This is a genomic window from Duganella alba, assembly GCF_009674495.1.
In the GTDB taxonomy this organism is placed as follows: Bacteria; Pseudomonadota; Gammaproteobacteria; order Burkholderiales; family Burkholderiaceae_D; genus Rugamonas; species Rugamonas alba.
On the sequence record NZ_WKJN01000026.1, the window covers coordinates 12,235 to 30,760 of the forward strand.

16 protein-coding genes, 1 tRNA gene and 1 pseudogene are annotated in these 18,526 nt (G+C 65.1%); 4 read left to right on the top strand and 14 right to left on the bottom strand.

The window, feature by feature from the left end; genetic code table 11:
- Positions 1-122: 122 nt before the first annotated feature.
- From GJ695_RS21930 to GJ695_RS21955, 6 genes are read right to left on the bottom strand one after another with little or no spacing between them, the layout of a single operon-like run.
- Positions 123-1,943 carry a M61 family metallopeptidase gene (locus GJ695_RS21930; RefSeq protein ID WP_154368509.1) on the bottom strand — a complete coding sequence of 607 codons (1,821 nt, stop codon included), beginning with the start codon at positions 1,941-1,943 and terminating at the stop codon, positions 123-125.
- Positions 1,940-2,509 carry a nucleotidyltransferase family protein gene (locus GJ695_RS21935; RefSeq protein WP_154368511.1) on the bottom strand — a complete coding sequence of 190 codons (570 nt, stop codon included), beginning with the start codon at positions 2,507-2,509 and terminating at the stop codon, positions 1,940-1,942. The genes GJ695_RS21930 and GJ695_RS21935 overlap by 4 nt, the downstream gene beginning before the upstream one ends.
- 5 nt (positions 2,510-2,514) lie before the next feature.
- The gene (locus GJ695_RS21940) at positions 2,515-4,737 is read right to left on the bottom strand and encodes a xanthine dehydrogenase family protein molybdopterin-binding subunit (RefSeq protein WP_154368513.1); all 2,223 of its coding nucleotides are present in this window, start codon (positions 4,735-4,737) and stop codon (positions 2,515-2,517) included.
- A gap of 10 nt (positions 4,738-4,747) precedes the next feature.
- The gene (locus GJ695_RS21945; protein WP_110846622.1) at positions 4,748-5,206 is read right to left on the bottom strand and encodes a (2Fe-2S)-binding protein; all 459 of its coding nucleotides are present in this window, start codon (positions 5,204-5,206) and stop codon (positions 4,748-4,750) included.
- A gap of 28 nt (positions 5,207-5,234) precedes the next feature.
- A complete protein-coding gene (locus GJ695_RS21950) occupies positions 5,235-5,963 on the bottom strand; it encodes a DsbC family protein (RefSeq protein ID WP_154368515.1) in 729 nt (242 codons plus the stop codon).
- A gap of 29 nt (positions 5,964-5,992) precedes the next feature.
- Positions 5,993-7,213 carry an FAD-dependent monooxygenase gene (locus tag GJ695_RS21955; RefSeq protein WP_154368517.1) on the bottom strand — a complete coding sequence of 407 codons (1,221 nt, stop codon included), beginning with the start codon at positions 7,211-7,213 and terminating at the stop codon, positions 5,993-5,995.
- A gap of 77 nt (positions 7,214-7,290) precedes the next feature.
- Between GJ695_RS21955 and GJ695_RS21960 the strand changes: the two genes are divergently transcribed.
- Positions 7,291-7,366, top strand: a tRNA-Phe gene (locus GJ695_RS21960).
- Between the two features lie 63 nt (positions 7,367-7,429).
- Entirely contained in the window at positions 7,430-7,648 is a 219-nt protein-coding gene (locus GJ695_RS21965) for a hypothetical protein (RefSeq protein ID WP_154368519.1), read from the top strand.
- Positions 7,649-7,699: 51 nt separating this feature from the next.
- On the opposite strand, the pseudogene GJ695_RS21970 reads toward GJ695_RS21965, so the two are convergent.
- Both GJ695_RS21970 and GJ695_RS21975 read right to left on the bottom strand, forming a co-directional pair.
- Positions 7,700-8,200: pseudogene (locus GJ695_RS21970) on the bottom strand (FxDxF family PEP-CTERM protein); the annotation flags it as partial.
- A gap of 75 nt (positions 8,201-8,275) precedes the next feature.
- Positions 8,276-10,156, bottom strand: a complete 1,881-nt coding sequence (locus GJ695_RS21975; RefSeq protein WP_154368523.1) for a S53 family peptidase — start codon at positions 10,154-10,156, stop codon at positions 8,276-8,278.
- Positions 10,157-10,552: 396 nt separating this feature from the next.
- Here GJ695_RS21975 and trhP point away from each other — a divergent pair, with 396 nt between their 5' ends.
- Positions 10,553-11,908, top strand: coding sequence for a prephenate-dependent tRNA uridine(34) hydroxylase TrhP (trhP, locus tag GJ695_RS21980; protein WP_154368525.1), 1,356 nt, complete (start codon positions 10,553-10,555; stop codon positions 11,906-11,908).
- An 80-nt stretch (positions 11,909-11,988) separates the two neighbouring features.
- The gene (locus GJ695_RS21985; protein ID WP_154368527.1) at positions 11,989-12,849 is read left to right on the top strand and encodes a CAP domain-containing protein; all 861 of its coding nucleotides are present in this window, start codon (positions 11,989-11,991) and stop codon (positions 12,847-12,849) included.
- A gap of 4 nt (positions 12,850-12,853) precedes the next feature.
- Here GJ695_RS21985 and GJ695_RS21990 read toward each other — a convergent pair whose 3' ends face one another.
- From GJ695_RS21990 to GJ695_RS22015, 6 genes are read right to left on the bottom strand one after another with little or no spacing between them, the layout of a single operon-like run.
- Positions 12,854-13,390: a DUF2058 domain-containing protein gene (locus tag GJ695_RS21990; RefSeq protein WP_154368529.1), complete on the bottom strand. Its 537-nt coding sequence runs from the start codon at positions 13,388-13,390 to the stop codon at positions 12,854-12,856.
- Positions 13,391-13,431: 41 nt separating this feature from the next.
- Entirely contained in the window at positions 13,432-14,856 is a 1,425-nt protein-coding gene (locus GJ695_RS21995; protein ID WP_154368628.1) for an efflux transporter outer membrane subunit, read from the bottom strand.
- Positions 14,857-14,869: 13 nt separating this feature from the next.
- Positions 14,870-15,745, bottom strand: a complete 876-nt coding sequence (locus GJ695_RS22000; RefSeq protein ID WP_154368531.1) for an efflux RND transporter periplasmic adaptor subunit — start codon at positions 15,743-15,745, stop codon at positions 14,870-14,872.
- A gap of 2 nt (positions 15,746-15,747) precedes the next feature.
- A complete protein-coding gene (locus GJ695_RS22005) occupies positions 15,748-15,954 on the bottom strand; it encodes a DUF1656 domain-containing protein (RefSeq protein ID WP_166455295.1) in 207 nt (68 codons plus the stop codon).
- A complete protein-coding gene (locus tag GJ695_RS22010; RefSeq protein ID WP_154368534.1) occupies positions 15,951-17,999 on the bottom strand; it encodes an FUSC family protein in 2,049 nt (682 codons plus the stop codon). The genes GJ695_RS22005 and GJ695_RS22010 overlap by 4 nt, the downstream gene beginning before the upstream one ends.
- Positions 18,000-18,012: 13 nt before the next feature.
- The gene (locus GJ695_RS22015; RefSeq protein WP_166455296.1) at positions 18,013-18,462 is read right to left on the bottom strand and encodes a MarR family winged helix-turn-helix transcriptional regulator; all 450 of its coding nucleotides are present in this window, start codon (positions 18,460-18,462) and stop codon (positions 18,013-18,015) included.
- Positions 18,463-18,526: the final 64 nt, after the last annotated feature.

Genomic DNA, 18,526 nt, shown 5'->3' on the forward strand with positions numbered 1-18,526 from the left:
CCCGGCGACGCGAAATTTATCCCCGGTACGCGCCGAAAATTGGCTAGAACATGCCAATAACTGGCATGGATTACGCAAAAAAAAAACCGCGCTCACCCGGCGCGGCCTTTTTGACAAGAGTTTTAGCGGCTTGCGCTCGGACGCAGCGGACCGGTCGACTTTTTCGCTGCGGCATCCAGGGTCAGGGTAATGCCTGGAACACGGTCGCCTTGCAGGGTTAAATCGAAGGTCATTAACTCGTCGCGGCGGAAGGCGTGGACTTCCACCGTATCGCCTACGGCGTAACGCGACAGCAGGCCGTCCAGATTATTCGCGCTGACGCGCAGGCCGTCGACGGCGATCAGAATATCGCCAGCCGATAACCCTGCCTGATGCGCGGCGCCGTTGTTATGGACGGCGGACAGTTTGCAGTCATTGCCATCCTTGCCCAGATTCGCGTCGAAACTCGGCTTGGGGGATTTACGCTCGTCGTTATATTTAACGCCGAATGGCGCCAGCAGTTTAGCCAGCGGTAAATCTTCCGTGCCGCGAATATATTTATCGAAGAATGGTTTAAAGCGGCCGCCGCTGACTTCATCGAATAAGGCTTCCGCTTCCGCCGGCGTAACACCGCGGCCGCCGCCAGTATAAAAATCGCGACCATAACGCTGCCATAATGCGCGCATGACGTCATCGAGGGATTTCTTGCCGCCGGTTTTGGCGCGAATACTCAAATCCAGCGCCAGGCCAATCAATGAACCCTTGGTGTAATAACTGACGATGGCGTTCGGCGCATTTTCATCCTGGCGATAATATTTACCCCAGGCGTCGAAACTTGAATCTGCCACGCTTTGCTTGGTACGGCCGGCGCCGCGCAATACGCTGCCCACGGTTTTACCCAGCAATTTGAAATACGCCGGCTCGGCGATCAGGCCGGCGCGTACCAGCATCAAATCGTCGTAATAACTGGTGAAGCCTTCAAACAGCCACAGCAGCGGCGAATAATTCTCGACTTGCAGGTTGTACGGCGCAAACGCCGCCGGCTTGATGCGCTTGACGTTCCAGGTGTGGAAGTACTCGTGGCTGCACAGGCCCAGGTATTGCAGGTAGCCGTCGCCGATCTCCTTGCTGCCCGACGCGATGGTCGGCAGGTCGCCACGGTTGCAGATCAGCGCGGTCGAGGCGCGGTGTTCCAGGCCGCCGTAGCCGTCGCCCACCGCCATGGTCATGAACACATAGCGGTCCATCGGCGCCTTTTTGGTCTTGGGCTCGAAGAAGGCGATTTGCGTTTCGCAGATCTTTTTCAGGTCGGCGCTCAGGCGCGCCAGGTCCAGGTTCGGCACGCGGCCGGTGATGACGATGTCGTGCGGGACGCCGTGCGCCTTGAAGGTGGCCAGCGCAAAGTCGCCCTGCTCCACAGGATGGTCGATCAGTTCATCGTAATTGGCGGCGATGTAGGTGCCATAACCATAACGTTTCGCCTTCAGCTCCGGCAGCGAGGTCGCCACGCGCCAGCTTTGCGCCGCTTCGTGCTGCGGACGCTGGATGTCCACCACGTGCGGCAGCTCTTCCTGGCCCAGCACGCGCAGGAAGGTGCTGGTGCCGTTGAAGAAGCCGTGGTTCTGGTCCAGATGCGCGGCGCGCACCGACAGATCCCAGGCGTAGACTTCATAGTGCACGGTCAGCGCGGCGCCGCGGTCGGCCAGCGGGGCCGCCTGCCACGAATGCTTATCCAGCTTGGTCAGCTCCACCGCCTCGCCCTTGGACTCGGCGCGGATGCGGATAATATTGCGAGAAAACTCACGGATCATGTAGCTGCCGGGAATCCACGCCGGCAGCGCGAAAATCTGGCCGCCTTCGGCCGGTGCGGCCACCGTCACCGAAACGTGGAACAAGTGCGCCGCCAGATCATGGCCGACGATGGTATAGGCGATAGCCGGTTGAGTTTTGCTCGGTTTTTTCATCTTAAATCCTGTTTTGTATCGATGTCACGCACCACGCCTTCGTCATCGACCACGACTTCGCTGACCGCGTGGCTTTTCAGAATCGCGCGCGCGCCCTGGTCGCCCTCCAGCGCCAGCAGCAACGGCAGGTGATAAGCGCTGAAGGCGACCGGATTGCCGCGCCGTCCTTCATATACCGGCGCCGCAATGTGTGCGCCACGCTCTATTGTAGCGGCCAATGCGCGCATGGTCTCCGGCCTAACGAGGGGCATGTCCCCCAGACCGATGAGCCATCCTTCGGCGCCCTTGGTGAATTCGATAGCGGTGATCAGTGATTCGGCCATGCCCAGGTCGGCGTCAGCGCAGACGCGCACCTCGCAACCCAGGCTGCCCAGCAGCGCGGCGACCTTGTCGTCGCCCTCGCGTACCACGGCCAGCACGCGCGGGAGCGCGGCCAGCATGTTTTGGGCGCTGGCGGCGACGACGATCTGTCCGTCGGCCAGCGTTTGCAGCAGTTTGTTTTCCACGCCGGACGGGTCGAAGCGTCGACCGCGTCCGGCTGCCAGCAGAATGCCGACTAAAGCCATCCGGCTCAGGCGCTCGCCAGATCGAACGGCAGTTTGCGCAGGCGCTTGCCGGTCAATGTGAACAAAGCGTTGGCGAAGGCCGGCGCCAACGGCGGCAGGCCAGGTTCGCCCATGCCGGTTGGCGGATCGTTCGACGGCACGATGTGCACGTCGATCACCGGCATGTCCGTCATGCGCGCCACGGTGTAGTCGCTGAAGTTCTGCTGCTCGACCACGCCGTCCTTCAGCGTGATGGCGGCGCCCGGCAAGGTCATGCCGAGGCCCATCAGCGCCGCGCCCTGGATCTGCGCTTCGATGGTCAATGGATTGACCGCCGTGTTGCAGTGGACGCCCGCCGTGACCTTGTGCAGCTTCGGCGTGCCGTTCTTCACGGACGCCACCACCACATAGGCGATCACGGTGTTGAACGATTCATGCACCGCCACACCGTAGGCCTGGCCTTTCGGCAAAGCCTTCTTGCCGTAGCCCGACTTGGCAACCGCCAGGTCCAGCGCGGCGGCATGACGCTTGCCTTTCTCGCCCATCAGCTTCTTGCGGTAGGCCACCGGGTCCATCTTGGCCGCGTGCGCGGCTTCGTCGATCAGGGTTTCCATCACAAAGGCAGTGTGGGTCGAACCGACGGAACGCCACCACAGCACCGGCACATTGGTCTTGACGGTGTGCGCGCTCAGGTTCAGCGGCACTTCGTATGGCTCGCCCATGCCTTCCACCATGGTGGAATCGACGCCGTTCTTGACCATCATCGGCTCGAACGGCGTGCCGCTGGTGATCGACTGGCCGACGATGACGTGATCCCACGCCACGATCTCGCCCTTGGCATCAACGCCGATGTCGGCGCGGTGCACGTGCGACGGACGGTAGTAACCGCCCTTGATGTCGTCTTCCCGGCTCCAGATGACCTTGATCGGCTGCTTGTGGCCTGCGGCCTGCCACACCTTGGCGATGTTGACCGCTTCCACCAGATAGTCCGACGTCGGCACGGCGCGGCGGCCGAAGCCGCCACCGGCCATCATCGTGTTCAGCACCACCTGCTCCGGTTTCAGGCCGGCGGTGGCGGCGATCGCGCCCTGGTCGACGGTCTGGAACTGCGAACCTGCCCACACGGTGCAGCCGTCCTTGCGCAGATCGACCACGCAATTCAGCGGCTCCATCGGCGCGTGCGCCAGGTACGGGAACTCGTAGACGGCGGAGATTTTCTTCGCCGCGCCGGCCAGTTTGGAAGTGTCGGCGGTACGCACCGGCGTGCCGGCTTTCTGCGCCAGCGCCTTGTACTCGGCCAGCTGCTTGTCGCTGCTGACTTTCTCGACGCCGCTGGTGTCCCATTCGATGACCAGCGCTTCGCGGCCGGACTTCGCCGGCCAGTAGCCGTCGGCGATGACGACCACGCCGCTGCCGCCACGGTCGGTCTTCACTTCCAGCACATCGATCACGCCCTTGATGGCCTTGGCCTTGCTGGCGTCGAACTTGGCGACCTTGGCGCCGAACACCGGCGGACGCGCCACCACGGCGACCTTGCTTTCCGGCGCCTTGAAGTCCATGCCGAACTGCTGCTTGCCGGTCGATTTGGCCTTGGCGTCCAGACGCCTGGTCGGCTTGCCGATCAACTTGAAGTCCTTCGGATCCTTCAGCGTGACAGTGGCGGGCACCGGCTGCTTCATGGCCGCATCGGCCAGCGAACCGTAGGTGGCCTTCTGGCCGGCAGGGCCGATCAGCGTGCCCTTGACGGTCTTGATCTGGTCCGCCGACACCTTCCACTGCTCGGCCGCCGCCGCGATCAGCATGGCGCGCGCCTTGGCGCCGATTTCGCGGTACTGGGTGTACGAGTGGGCGATGCTGCCCGAGCCGCCGGTGATCTGGATGCCGAACGCCGGATCTTTATATTGATCGCCGGCCGGCGCCAGCGCGCCATGCACCTGCGACCAGTCGGCGTCCAGCTCTTCCGCGATCAGCATCGGCAGCGACGTCTGCACGCCCTGGCCGAACTCCAGGCGGTTGACCTGCACCGTCACGCTGTTGTCCGGCGCGATGTGCAGGAAGGCGTTCGGTTCGTAGACCTTGGCCGGCGCCCGCTGCGCGTTGGCCCAGCGGCCCGCGCCCGGCATGAAAAAGCCCAGCACCAGGCCGCCGCCGGCAACCGCGCCGGCTTTCATGAAGCCGCGACGCGACACGCCTTCAGACGTCGCCGAGCCGCTGACCATCGTTCCCTGATTTAACCATTCGATACGCATGCTGGTCTCCTCAGGCAATCGCTTTGGCAGCGTCTTTGATGGCAACGCGGATGCGCTGATAGGTGCCACATCGGCAGATGTTGCCGGCCATGGCGTTGTCGATCTCGGCGTCGGACGGATTCTTGTTGGTGCGCAGCAGCGCGGTGGCGCTCATGATCTGGCCGCTCTGACAGTAGCCGCATTGCGGCACGTCGATCTTGACCCAAGCGTCCTGCACGGCCTTGCCGACCTTGTCGGCTTCCATCGCTTCGATGGTGGTGATCTTCTGGCCCTCGGCCGCCGAAATCGGCGTCACGCACGAGCGGATCGCCTGACCGCCCAGGTGCACGGTGCAGGCGCCGCACAGCGCCATGCCGCAACCGAACTTGGTGCCGGTCATGTTGAGGTTATCGCGCAAGGCCCACAGGATGGGCGTCGACGGATCGGCGTCGACCTGCACATCCTTGCCGTTGATGTTCAAAGTGATCATTCAAGTCTCCCTGGTTTGGACTACGTACTTACTGCTTAATCTTGCTGAGTTTTTCTTCCAGCACCTTCTTGTCGATCGCGCCAGGGATGCGCGAACCGTCGGCAAAGAAAATCGCCGGCGTGCCCTGCACGCCCAGCTTGTGGCCCAGCGCGACGATTTCGTCGTTCGGCGTGGCGCACGCTTCCGGCGCGGCCGGCGCGGCCTTGCCGCTTACCATCCAGTCATCCCATGCCTTGCTGCGGTCCGGCGCGCACCACACGTTCTTCGATTTGACGAACGAGTCATCCGACAGGATGTTGTACAGGAAGGTGTAGATGGTGACGTTGTCGGTTTCCTTCAGCGTGGTCTGGCGCAGGCGCTTGCAGTAGCCGCAGTTCGGATCTTCGAACACCGCGATCACGCGCGAGCCGTCGCCCTTGACGGTCTTGATGGCCTTGTCCAGCGGCAGATCGGAGAACTTGATCTTGGTGATGTCGTCGATGCGGTCGCGCGTCAGGTCGGCGCCGGTGGTCAGGTTGAAGATGTGACCATTCACCAGATAAGTCGCCGTTTTGTCGGTATACAGGATGTCGTTGCCGATGCGGACTTCATACAGGCCGCTGTACGGCGTCTGCGTCACCGAATCGACCTTGACGTTGACGCCCAGGCGCGGCTCGATCAGCTTCTTGATCGCCTCGGTGGTCGGCGGCGTTTCCGCGCCCACGCAGGATGCCATCAGGACCGACAACGACAGCAAAACGGACTTACTCTTTCTCATGACTTCTCCGGTAAGTGCTGGCGCGCTGCTCACTTGCCCATGGCGTGTGAGATCAGCCGGCGCTTGAGCACAGGTAATTTATCCAACAAGTTTAATCCGAAATTGCGAACCACGCGCAAGGGCTCGATGTCGGTTTCAAATAAGCGCGCCAGGCCGTCGGTGGTTACTTGCATTAACAGCACGTCTTCCTTGCGCGCGCGCTCGTAGCGGGCCAGCACGCGCTGGTCGCCGATGCCGCGCTGCGGCTCGCGCCCGGACAGCGTCTTGATCAGCTGCGCCACATCGCCAAAGCCGAGGTTCATGCCATGGCCGGCCAGCGGATGCACCACGTGGGCGGCATCGCCGATCAGCGCCACGCGCGCCGACGTCATCGCGTGCGGACGGATCAGGCGCAGCGGGAAGTCGCGCACCAGCTCCGGTTGCAGCGGCGTCAGGGCGCCCAGCTTGTCCTGCGCGAAGACGGCCAGGCGTTCGGCGATCTGCTGCGCCGATTCGGCGCGCAGCGTGTCGGCCAGCTGCTCCGGCGCCGACCACACCAGCGATACCTGATTGCCCGGCAGCGGCAGCAAGGCGACAATGCCCTCGGCGCCGGTGAACCATTGGTAGGCGGCGCCGTGGTGCGGCAGCGCGCAGGCGAAGTTGGAGACCACGGCGCGCTGGTTGTAGCTGCGATAATCGAGGCCGATGTCGCACTGGCCACGCACCCAGGACTGGGCGCCGTCGGCGCCCACCACCAGCGCGGCGCGGATGCTGTTGCCGTCGTCCAGATGCACGGTGGCGTGGCTGTCGTCGCGCAGCAGGCCGGTGGCGCGGCCGGTGACCAGCTTGACGTTCTGGGCGAAGCGCAACGCGGCGTCGAGCGCCTGGTTCAGATTGCGGTCTTCCAGTATCCAGGTCAGCGTATTGGTGTGGGCGCCGTAGGCGTCGAAGGCCAGGCCGCCGGCGTGCGGGCCGTCGCCGTGGATGATCATGGCGTCGACCGGCGCCACGCGGGCGTGGTCCAGCGCGTCCCACACCTTCAGCGACGACAGCAGGTGATGGGCGGTGTGGTTGAGCGCGTAGACGCGCGCGTCCCACCCCTGGTCTGCCGAGGCCGGCATCGGCGCCGGCATCGGCGGCCCCAGCAGCGTGACACTCAGGCCGGCCTGGGCCAGGCCCAGCGCGGCGGTCTTGGCAATCGCGCCATTGCCAACAATGCAAATCTCGCTGTCGATCACGCGCAGCGCTGCGGGAGAGGTGGGCTTATTCATCCGGCCATTATAACGTTTGTCGGAAATGGAAATTGGCCCTTGCGCTTTTCCGGCGGGATGCTATAATTCTGCTCCTTGGCCTGGTAGCTCAGTTGGTAGAGCAGAGGATTGAAAATCCTTGTGTCGGTGGTTCGATTCCGCCCCGGGCCACCAAGATCCCATAAAAAAGCCAATCCTTGCGATTGGCTTTTTTGTTTGTGGCGTATGGAGACTGATATGTTTTCCACTGTCGCACCACGGTTGCTGGTCCTGCTCTGCCTGAGCGCCTGTGCGCCGAAGGTGCAGGCGCCGACGCCGCCCTCACCTCCCGCCACGCCCGCAACCGGCGGCGCCTGTGCCTCATCGGCTCCGGCGCCGGTCGTCACCAGCAAGCTGCGGCACATCCCTGACGAGAACGATCCCTGCGCCAATTCGCGCGGCCTGTCGCCGCGCTGAAATAAAAAAGGCCGCGAGGGCGTCGCGGCCTTTGTGCCATGCGTGAAAGACTCAGGCGCGGCGACGACGGGCAGCTCCGGCCACCAGCGCCAAGCCGGCCAACAGCATCAGCACGGTCGCCGGCTCCGGCACCGCCGCCAGCGGCGAACCGAAGATCTGGCCGCCGTAAGCGCCACCGTTCACCAGATACGTCCCGGCGACGAACAGCCCGTACACACCGCTATCGAGCCGGAACGGGGCGCCGGTGGCGGAAGCAGAGCTGGTGGCATCGAACTCATACAGCGACGCGCCATCGCTGTAGGAAAATACGATAAAGCCGCCTTTGAGAAAACTGACGCCGGAGGAACTACCCTGCAGCAAACCAGTCAGCGACACCGAGATATTTTGCGCATCCGGCACGTTGAACAGGTAGTAATCCCCGAACGTGTTGCCGGCGACGTGCGGCGTATCGGCCACGCCAAGAAACGTCCAGGTATTGGTAAAGACGTTGGGCGAACCGAGGTCCTTGGGCACATAGATATCGGCGTGGGCGGCGGCGCCAAACATGGCCAGGGCGATGGTGACGATCAATTGCTTAAATAAATTCATTTTTGCGATCCGTATCAAGAAGTTCAGGGGAGGTGCGGCTTACTTCACGCCCAGCGCCTTGGCCAGTGCGTTGACGTCCAGCGAACCGAGGCCGGTGGCCGGGTTGTAGGTGGCGGTGGACTGGTAATACTGGTTGGTGCCGGCGCTGATCGGCTTGAACGGCGAGCCGGCGCCATAGCCGTAGGTTTTGAAGGCGGCGTACAGCTGCGGATTGATCGGACCGACGCGGCCGTTCAGGCCGGCGCTGATCAGGGTCAGGATGCCGTTCAGCTGCGGCGCCACAAAGCTGGTGCCGCCCGAACCGGTCGACCACGCGCCGCCGAAATAGACTGCGTAGCCGCTGTAGGGATCGGCGTTCAGCGACACGTCGGGCAGATTGCGGCCGGCGAGATTGGCCGGCACATCCAGGTAATCGCCATAGCCGCTGCCGTTGTCGAACACGGCGTTTTCGCAGATCAGCGATTGCGCGGCGGCGGTCTTCTGCACGCCCGTCAGGTTTTTCTGGAACGACGGCACGCCATACAGCGCGCTGACGCCGCCACCGCCGCCCACGGCCAGATAGTCCGAGTAATACAGGTCGGTGCCGTAGTTGGTGACGATGTAGTTCTTCAGATAGTCCCAGCCCCACGCGCGCTCGGTCGGCACCGTCACGTTGCCGAATTTGTGCGGCGACGTATTGGGCAGCGTGGTGCCGCCGGCGGCCAGCACCAGCGGATCGGCGGCCGGGAAATCGACGCCGAGCAGCGTGCTGCAGTGCGGGTAAGGCAGGCCGCGGTTGATGTCGAACGCCCCGGCGTCGCCGGCAGCAGCGATCACCGGAATGCCCTGGGCCGCCGCCTGCAGGAACACGTTGTGGAAGGCGACCAGGGTGGCGTCGTCGGAATAGACTTCCGGACTGCCCCAGCTGACCGACAGCACATCGACCAGATTCTCGTCGACCGCCTGCGCAAACACGTCGATGAAGCCGGCGTCGGTGTTCGGTGCCAGGTACACGCGCAGTTTCGCGCCAGGCGCCACGCCACCGGACTGCTGCACGTCCAGCGTCGTCTCGCCGGCGCCGTCGGAGCCTGGGCCATCATCCGGCAGCGGTCCGCCGTCCACCACCACGTCGACGATGCGGTTGGCCTTGATCGGCAGCGCCAGCTGCTGCCAGTAGGTGTAGGCGTCCGATTGCGCATAGCCGGCCAGCGTGGCGATGCCGATCGTCCTGCCGGCGCCGGTGACGCCACGCGCGTACAGCGGATTGATGTTGTACTTGGCCGCCAGGTCCACGGTGGTGTACTGGCCAGGCGTGCCGCCGATCGCTCCCGCCACCTTGGCGCCGACATCGCCGGCCAGCGCGCCGGTGCGCGGAATCGTCGTCGAGCGCTTGTTGAACACCGAGCGGGTGCTGATGCCGTTGACCGACTTCACGACCGATGCCAGCGCGGCGGGTATCGCCGGCGCGGCCACCGGCGCCTGGAAGCGCTTGCCGAGCAAGGAGTAGTTATGCACGCTGACGCCGAAGGCGGCGGCAATTTGCGCGTTGGTGCCGGATGCGCTGATCTGCAGGTTGTTCGCAAACACCTTGTTGACGGTGAAGCCCTTGGACTTCAGGTAGCTGACCACCGCCGCCACCGATTCCGGGGTCTGGCCGTATGCCGCGGCGAACTGCTGCGGCGTGATGAACTTGCGGAAGTTCGGATTCGCCGGCTCGGCCAGACCCGCGATGAAGGTATCCAGTTGGTCGGCGTTGCGCAAGGCCAGCGACAGCGAGATGGTCTTCACATCACTCGACGCGGCCAGGCCCAGATCGACAATCCGCGGATCGGCGGAGACGCGCGGTTTGGCCAACGGCGCGGCGCCCGGCAGCGTAATCGCCTGCACGCCACTTGTAATTGCCCCCAATGCAACGCATAACAGCAAAAGCTTGGTCTTCATTTGATCCCTTCCGGCTGACGCAAATGTTAATTAATGTGGTGTTTTTTTGAAATTCCAGTCTAGCACCGCATTGTTGAAATTTATACATATTTTCCTGCGCATCGATAGACGAAAAATTGTCTAAATTACTGAAAATAAACTGAATTTACCTGAAAGAAATTCATCCAGATGAACTCGCCAGAGGGAAATCGACACGCCGGAGCGGATTGCAAAGCGCTATTAAAATGTCAAATTATGTAACGTTTGATGTGATACTTCTGAAACAAACCAGAAACAAATGTTGTATTCAAGCCAATGGCCGCCTCGTGACGCGTGCAGCTTCCTCAGCATTTTTTGATCTGGCGCAAAGCTCGGGCTGGACTGGCTCACTAGAATCCACCACTTTGCCCGCCTTCCATGCTCAAAGCTCCCGAACTCCTCCTGCCCGCCGGCTCCCTCGACAAGATGCACGCCGCCTTCGACTTTGGCGCCGACGCCGTCTACGCCGGCCAGCCGCGCTACAGCCTGCGCGTGCGCAACAACGACTTCTCCACGCTGCAGGCGCTGCAGGAAGGCATCGACGGCGCCCATGCGCGCGGCAAGCAGTTCTTCGTCGCCAGCAATATCTTCGCGCACAACGCCAAGCTCAAGACCTATCTGCGCGACATGGAACCGGTGATCGCCATGAAGCCCGACGCGCTGATCATGGCCGATCCCGGCCTGATCATGATGGTGCGCGACAAATGGCCGGAAGTGCCGGTGCACCTGTCGGTGCAGGCCAACGCCGTCAACTGGGCCGACGTCAAGTTCTGGCACCGCATGGGCCTGACGCGCGTGATCCTGTCGCGCGAATTGTCGCTCGATGAAATCGAGGAGATCCGCCAGCAGTGCCCGGAAATGGAACTGGAGGTGTTCGTGCACGGCGCGCTGTGCATCGCCTACTCGGGCCGCTGCCTGCTGTCCGGCTACTTCAATCACCGCGATCCCAACCAGGGCACCTGCACCAACTCCTGCCGCTGGGACTACAAGGTGCGGCACGCGCAGGAAGACGCCACCGGCGACTTCGCCCAGGTGATTCCGCTGCGGTTCAACAAGGCCCTGCAGGAAGCCGAGCAGCGCCCGTTCTCGTCGCTGCACCAGCAGCCGCGCCATCCGCTGGCCGACCAGGCGTACCTGATCGAGGAAGCCGAACGTCCGGGCCAGCTGATGCCGATCATGGAAGATGAACACGGCACCTACATCATGAACTCCAAGGATTTGCGCGCGGTGGAGCACATCGAGCGCCTGGTCAGGATCGGCGTCGACTCGCTGAAAGTGGAAGGCCGCACCAAATCGCTGTACTACGCGGCGCGCACGGCGCAGGTGTACCGCCAGGCGATCGACGACGCGGTGGCCGGTCGCCCGTTCAACGTCGACCTGCTCGGCCAGCTGCAAGGCCTGGCCAACCGCGGCTACACCGATGGCTTCTACCAGCGCCACCACACGCAGAGCCACCAGAACTACATGCGCGGCGCGTCGGAAGCGAACCGCAGCCAGTACGTCGGCGATGTCTTGAGCGTGGAGGATGGCTGGGCGCGGGTGGACGTGAAGAACCGCTTCGCCGTCGGCGACAGGCTGGAGGTGATTCATCCGGGCGGCAACCGTGACGTCGCGCTGACGCGCATGCTGTCCGACGACGGCGCCGACATCAGCGTGGCCCCGGGCAGCGGCCATATCGTCCGCATCGCGCTGGACGCGTCGCTGGACCGCGCCCTGCTGGCGCGCTACCTGTAGTTCGCCGCCGACACCAGCCATTGTCGCCCGCGCGCGGCTGTGACATCATGGACGGTCACGCCTATTGACCGGGAGCCGTCTTGTCCAAACTGCCATTGTTGATCGTCTGCCTGCTCGGCGCTGCGGCGGCGGCCTCGCCGCAGTCCGACGCCGACCAATTGACGGCGATGATCAACGCCTACCGCGCCGCGCCGGGGCTGTGCCATGGCGGCACGCCGCCGCCCGCATCGCCGTTGACGCCGCAGCCGGTGCTGGCTGCCGCGCGTCTCGGCACCGGCGCCATCGTGTCGGCGACACTGGCGCGTGCCGGCTTTGCCAGCAGCAAGGCGGACGCCATCTCCGTCGGCGGCGCCGGCTCGCCGCAGGACGCCATGGCGGCGATCCGCCAGCCCTACTGCGGCGCGCTGCTCGACGCCAGTTACACCGACATCGGTGTCTCGCGCACTGGCAACGACTGGACCGTGGTGCTGGCCAGCGCGGCGCCGGCCCTGCCGTCCGCCACTTATCCGGACTGGCGCGACGCCGGCATGATGATATTGGAAAGCGTGAATGCGGCACGCGCCAGCGCGCGCACCTGTGGCAATCAGTCGTTCCCGCCGGCGCCGCCGGTCAGCTGGAATCCGCAACTGGGGGCCGCGGCGCTGAGCCACAGCGGCGACATGGCGCGCCAGCGCTACTTCAACCATATCGGCAAGGATGGCGGCAACGTCGGCGACCGCTCGCGCCGCAGCGGCTACAACTGGACCCGCATCGGCGAGAACATCGCCTTCGGTTCCTACACGCCAAACGAAACCATGGCCGGCTGGCTCGCCAGCCCGGGACACTGCGCCAACATCATGGATCCCAATTTCACCGAGATGGGCGCAGCCTATGCCGTCACGCCCGAACAGCAGGACGGCGTGGTGTACTGGACGCAGGTCTTCGGCAAACCGCGCCGCTAGGCGCTTACCACATCAGATCATCGGGGATCTTGAAGGCGGCGTATGGATCGTCCTCTTCCACCTCGGTGGTGGCCTGCTTGACGCGCACCACGATGTCCGGATTGCGCTCGGCGATCTTGTCGGCGATCACGCGCGGCACCAGCTCGTAGCTGCCGCCCTCGCCCACGATCACCAGCCGGCCCGCCACCAGGTGCTCGCGCACAGCGGGTGTCACGTAGATGCGCTCGATCTTGGTGCCAAAGGTGAAGTTGTAGGCGATGTCGCCGTTGTGGCCCTTGCTCTGCTTATTCTGCTGCACCATCTGCGTAATCTGCGCGGCGATGGCTTTCTGTTGCGCGGCGGCGTCGCGCTGGGCGTTGGCCAGGCGCGCCTTCTCGGCGTTCTGGCGCTGCAGCTCCTGCGCCGCCAGACGCGCCTCGTCCACGGTCTCGGTGCCGCTGCGGCGATTCTCTTTCTGCTGCTTGCTCTTGTTCTGATTGGTGACTTTGACTTTATTCTTGTCGACCAAGCCGGCTTTTAATAACTGATCCGCCAGTCCCATGATGCTAACTCCTTATGAACGAAGGCGATAGCATACCATTCTTACTGCTGTTCCCAGCCGCCGCCCAGCGCCAGGAACAGCGCGATCTGGTCGGTCGACAGCGTGGCGTCGGAGGCGGCCCAGGCGGCGTCGGTGGCGGCCAGCGTGCGGTCGGCGTCCAGCACCGACAGGAAATCGGTGCGGCCGTACTGGTACAGGCGGTGCGACTGCTCGGACGCCAGCGCGCTCTCGTCGCGCGCGGTCTTCAGCGCGGCGTTGCGATCGAGTTCACGGGCGTAGACCGTCATCGCGGTTTCCACTTCCTTGAGCGCGTTCAGCACCGTGCCGTCGAACCTGGCCAGCGCGCCGTCGGTGCCGGCTTCCGCCTGCGCGATGCGGCTGCGGGCGGAACCGGTGTCCGGCAGCGTCCACGAGATCAGCGGGCCAAGGCTCCAGCGCGAGGCGTTGGCGGCGCCGAAGTGGTCCAGCAGGCCGGTGCTGCCGACCGATGCGCCCAGGCTGATGCTCGGGTACAGGTCCGCCGTCGCCACGCCGATGCGCGCGGTGGCGCCGGCCAGCGTGCGCTCGGCCTGGCGGATGTCCGGACGGCGGCGCAGCAGCGCGGCGCCGTCGCCCACCGGAATCTGCTGCGTGATGCGCGGCGCGGCCTGGCACTGCAGCAGATTCATATTCATCTCTTTCGGCGTCAGGCCGGTCAGCGCGGCCAGGCGATAGTGCGCGGTGCGGTGCTGCGCCTGCAACGGCGGCAAGGCGGCCTGCATCTGCGCCAGCTGGCTGCGGGCGCGCGCGCCGTCGATGCTGGTGCCGCGGCCGGCGCGGATGCGTTCATCCGTCAGCGCGACGAATTTCTGCTGCAATGCCACCGCCTGCTGGGCGACGGCGATCTGCCGCACCGCCGAGCAGGCGTCGGCATAAGCGCGCGCGGTGTCGGCGGCCACCGTCACGCGCACCAGGTCCAGCCCGGCCTGCGCGGCCTGGGTGTCGGCATTGGCCGCCTCCACGGCGCGCGCGATTTTGCCGAACATGTCGGTCTGGTAGGAGACCCGCACGCCCACGTCGTAATTGAATTTGTCCGGCAGCGCCTTCGGCGAACCAATCGGCACGCCCGACGAACGGCCCACGCCCGGCGCCGCGCTGATGCTCACTTCCGGCTTGCGCTCTTCCTCCGCCTGATCCAGCACGGCGCGGGTGCGCGCCAGGTTGGCGGCGGCCACGCGCAGGTCGGTGTTGGCGGCAAACGCCTGCTGGATCAACTTGTCCAGCACCGGGTCGTCGTACAGACGCCACCAGTGCGCCGGCAGCGGCGCCGATTTATACACGGCTTCCTCGGCGCCGAGGAAAGGCGCGGCCGCTTCCGGACGCTTGACCACGGCCTGCTCCGGCACTTTGTAATTGGGGCCGACGGTGCCGCAGTCGGCCAGCGCGGCCGCCAGGGCCACGCCGCTCAGGATTTTCAGGGAGTTCATCATATCCTCCGCATCACGATTTCTTGGTGACGTCGACCGTCACGGTCTGGCCGGCGACCAGGCGTGCGCCGGCAGGCAAGGCGTCCAGCTTGATGCGCACCGGGATGCGCTGGGCCAGGCGCACCCAGTTGAAGGTCGGGTTGACGCTGGAGAGCAGATTGGCCGAAGTGCTGCGGTCGCGGTCCGCCACGCCACCGGACAGGCTTTCCACGTGGCCCTTGAGCCGCAGCGATTCGCCCATCGGCAGCACCACCACCGCGTCGCCGACCTGGATCGCCGGCAGCTTGGTTTCCTCGAAATAGCCTTCGACGTAGTAGGAATCGCTGTCGATCACCGCCAGCACGGCGCGGCCGGCACTGACGTAGGAACCGCTGCGCAGATCCAGGTTGGAAATGGTGCCGTTCACCGGCGACAGTACGCGGGTGCGTTCCAGATTCAGCTTGGCCACGTCACGGGCCACCACCGCCTGCGCCAGCGCGGCGCGCAGCTGGTCGACGCGCGACGAACCCTGCTCGCGGGTTTCGGCCGACACCAGGTCGCGCAGGTCGTTGTTGCGGCGCGATTCCTTCAGCGCCTGGTCCAGCGTGGCGCGCTGCGCCTGCTCGGCCGCCTCGGCCTGGCGCAGGGCCAGTTCGAAACGCGCGCGGTCCACTTCAAACAGCACATCACCGACTTTCACCTGCTGGTTGTCGCGCACCAGCACATTGGTGACCTGGCCGGTGACGTCCGGCGCCACCTGCACCACGTCCGCCTTGACGCGGCCGTCGCGGGTCCAGGGTTCCACTTCGTAGTGCTGCCACAGGCGCCATCCCAGCACGCAGGCGATGGCCACCGCGATCATGGTGACGATAAACCGGCCCAGGGCCAGCGCGATATTTTTGAGGTTCATGTTTAGCCCCGGTTCATTAATAGTGTGGAGAAGCTGCCCAGGAAAATAAAGAACAGCGCAAATTCGAACAGCGCGGGATGCCATACCAGGCGGTAAAAGCCGACGCGCATCAGCAGCTTGCCCAGCACGCGCGTGCAGATCAGCGCGAGGATGGACAGCAGCAGCAAGGTGGGTACGTATAGTCCGTACAGACTCAGTTCAGCGATCACGATGCAATCTCCGGTTGATAGGCGGCGGCGCGCGGGAACAGGTCGCGGCGCATGCTGGCCAGCGCGGCGGCGGCTTGCGGACGCGCCTCGGCAGCGGCGTCGGTGCTGGCCGCGCACACGGCACGCAGCGTGCCGTCCAGCCGTTCCAGCAGCGCCGCCGGCGCCTGGCCGTGGGCGTGGCCGCCGCTGCCGAAATAGCGGCCCAGTTTCTGCATCAGCGGTTGCAGCGTCACGCCGGCCTGCTCCAGCGATTGCTGCAAGCCGCACAGCTGCGCCACGTGCAGGCCGACACGCAGTTCGCGCAGGCCGTCCACCGCCACCGCGCGCGCTTCCGGCGTCGGATGGGCGATGGCCAGGCGCGGCATCAGCAGGCCGATGCGGTCCACCATGCGCGCCGAAATCTTCAGCAGCGGCTCGCGCGCCGTGGCCTGCGCCATCTGCGCCACTTCGCGGCGCGCGGTGCGCAGCATGCGTTGCGCCATCCAGTCGCCGCCCACGGTGCGGATCAGCGTGGTGATGACGGCGGCGGCGATGTAGCCGAATACCTGCGCCACCATGCTGTTCAGGAAGGTCGGGATGTCCAGCGTGCCGGTATCCTGCAAGGACAGGGTGCCGGCCATGCCGATCAGGAAGGCCAGCGCGCTGCCCGCCGTGGCGGGACGAGGCATGAAGGCGCCGCCGATCAGGAACACCGGCGCGATCGACAGCACCAGCATTTCGTAGCTGTGCACCGCCGGCAGCACGCACAGGATGTAGAACGCGCCGACCGGCATCGAGATCAGCGTCCACTTCAGGAACGCCAGGATGGCCGGCGCGGGATCGTCCTGGGTGGCGAAGAAGCAGCACAGCACACCGGCCATCATCGGCGCGGCGGCGCCGGCCGGCCAGGCGGTCAGGATCCAGAACGCGCAGCACAGCAGGATGGTGATCACCGCCGCCAGCGCCGAGCGCAGGGCCATGCCGTGGTCGCGGTGCAGCACCGATGGTTTCAGGTGCGGCGCGTAGGCCGAGGCGCCGCCGCGCGTCACGGCGTCGACATTGCTGCGCAGTTCCAGGCCGTCTTCGCAGGCTTCGATCAGGGCGTCCAGCCGCTGCGCGAGGTTCAGGCGCAGGATCTCGCTCCAGCTGGCGTTGACGGCCAGCGCCGGCTTGAGCTGCGCCAGCTCGGCGCGCAGCTGGGCGGCGCGCGCGGGATCGGCGTCGCGGCCGGCCTGCACCCAGGCGGCGGTGTCGTCCAGCAGCCTGGCCCATGGCGCCAGGCTGGCGGGATCGACTTCGCGCAGCGTGTTCAGACGGTCTTCCACCGCCAGCAGCAGCGGCACCATCACGCTCAGGCGGTCGTGCAGGCCGTGCACCATGCCGGCGGTCCAGCGCAGGTGCGAGGTGTCGAACGGCAGGTGGGTCGACATCACGCGCATTTCGCTGATTTCGCCGGCCAGCGCCAGGCGCGTGTGCACGGCCTGCGCCTTGTCGGCGCCCGGTTGCAGCACGTCGCGCATCCAGCGCTGCGCATCGGCGATGGCGCGGTCCAGGCGGCCCAGCAGCACCGGTCCCACGCCCTGCGGGAACACCAGCGAATGCACCACCGTGGCGGACAGGATGCCGATGGTGATCTCTTCGACCCGCGCCAGGCCGGTGTCGAAGATGGCCGACGGATCGGTCACGGCGGGGAAGCCGATCAGGCCCGCCGTGTACCCGGCCAGCATGAAGATGTAGGAGCGCGGCGTGCGGTCCAGCAGCGACACATACAGGCACACGCCCACCCAGCACGCCAGCGCCAGCGACAGCAGCTCCGGCGCATTGGCCAGGCGCGGCACCAGGAAGATGGTCATGGTGCTGCCGATCAGTGTGCCGCAGACGCGGAACAGCGCCTTGGAGCGCACCGCGCCGGAAAACGGACTGGCGATGATGTAGGCGGTCATCATGGCCCAGAACGGACGCGGCAGACCGGCGGCCAGCGAGATATACAGCGCCAGCATGGAGGCGCCAAAGCACTTGGCCGAGAACAGCATCTCGCTTCCCTTCGGCATGGTCGGCATTGTCATGGCGGCGCCTCGCTTAGCCCGCGTGACGCTCGGCCAGCACCTGGTCAAGCTTGATCAGCACGCGCACGCAGGCTTCCACGTCGGCCTGCGGTATGTCCTTGAACAGATCGCGGCGGAACGGCGCCAGCGTCTTCTCCAGGCGGTCGGCGATGCGCCGGCCTTCCGTCGTCAGCCACAGGGTCTTGGCGCGGCGGTCGCTCGGGTCGTCCTGGCGCAGCACCAGTCCCGCCGCCACCAGCTGGTCGACGATGCGCACCAGCGACGGCGCCTCGATGCCGGCGGCGTCGGCCACCTGGCCGGGACGGGCGCCGTCGCCCAGGCGCGAAATCATCAGCACCGGCCAGGCGCTGGCGTGCGACAGCTCGAACGTCGAGGCCACCGCGTCGGCCGCCGCCTTGTAGGCGCGCGCCGAGTGGATCAGCGTGTGGGTCAGGGTCATCAGGGTTTTGTCGTAGCCGCTCATCGTGGACTCGCTCAGATATACTTAGGATGCTAAATATTAGCATCAAACGAAAATCTTTGCTTGG